A 1,323-nucleotide genomic window follows, 5' to 3' on the forward strand; every position below is an offset into this window, starting at 1 on the left:
TCACTACTGTCCCGTTAAAAATGGGAATTGGTCTTTGAAATAATTGAAATATAGTCTTTTACAAGCATTTTTAAGGTGCGACGATTTGAATTTGCTACATTGTAGTCTATAAGATAGACTGCATATGAACAAAAACAAATATGTCTTTGCCCAATTGGTAGAATTTCTCGATAAAGACAAGTTTCGTCACTTAGTTGACAAATACAATGGCAATCGGTATGTCAAGTCATTCACGTGCTGGAACCAACTTCTTGCACTGATGTTTGGTCAGCTTAGTAATCGTGAAAGTTTACGCGATGTAGTCGTGGCGCTGGAAGCGCATCATACCAAATGCTATCATCTTGGAATAGGACGGAATCCTATTGCTAAAACGACATTTGCTTCAGCCAACCAAAATCGAGATTACCGCATCTTTGAAGACTTTGCATTCTTCATGATGGAACAGGCTCGGAAAAAACAGGCAACAGATATTTTTAAGTTGAAAGGGCATGTGTATGCTTTCGATTCTACGACAATACCTTTATGTCTGTCTATCTTTTGGTGGGCCAAGTTTCGTAAGAAGAAAGGTGGTGTAAAAGCTCATGTGTTGTATGACTTGGAAGCACAAGTCCCAGCATACTTCCACTTCTCTACAGCATCTGTCCACGATTCAAAAGCAATGAAGTATATTCCTTATGAATCAGAGTCTTACTATGTGTTTGACCGTGGTTACAATGCCTTCAAAGAACTCTATAAGATACATTTGCACGAGTCTTTCTTTGTGGTGAGAGCCAAGAAGAATCTACAGTTTAAATGTATCCGATAGAGACGCAGATTGCCAAAGAATGTACTTACCGATTCTGTAATAGAACTTACCGACATAATCACTCGGAAGAAGTATCCTGAGCGGTTGCGCTTAGTGAAGTACAGGGACGAAAATCAGGATAGAGAGTTTGTCTTTCTTACCAATGCTTTTCATCTCACTTCACTTGAAATCGCCGAACTGTATAAAAACCGCTGGCAGGTTGAGTTGTTCTTCAAATGGCTAAAGCAGCACCTCAAAATTAAGAAGTTTTGGGGTACTACGGAGAACGCTGTTCGAATCCAAATCAGTACTGCCATTATCAGTTATTGCCTTGTTGCCATAGTGCAACATGATATGAAACTGGAACGGTCAACATATGAAGTTCTACAAATTCTAAGCATTTCTCTTACGGACAAAACATACCTTAAGGAACTGTTTGATAAGACTAATTACAACGATGTCAAAGAACTCAATTCTTCCCTTTTGCCGGGATTGTTTGATTAATATTAATTTGTCCCGATTTTAACGGGACACTAATG

Annotated in this window: 1 pseudogene; it reads left to right on the plus strand. The window is 38.9% G+C overall.

Annotated elements, in window-relative coordinates:
* The first annotated feature begins 124 nt into the window (after positions 1–124).
* Positions 125–1,288, plus strand: a pseudogene (locus tag H6B30_RS15955) (IS4 family transposase).
* Positions 1,289–1,323 lie beyond the last annotated feature (35 nt).

The sequence above is a fragment of the Marseilla massiliensis genome (genome assembly GCF_016899955.1).
GTDB lineage: Bacteria > Bacteroidota > Bacteroidia > Bacteroidales > Bacteroidaceae > Prevotella > Prevotella intestinigallinarum.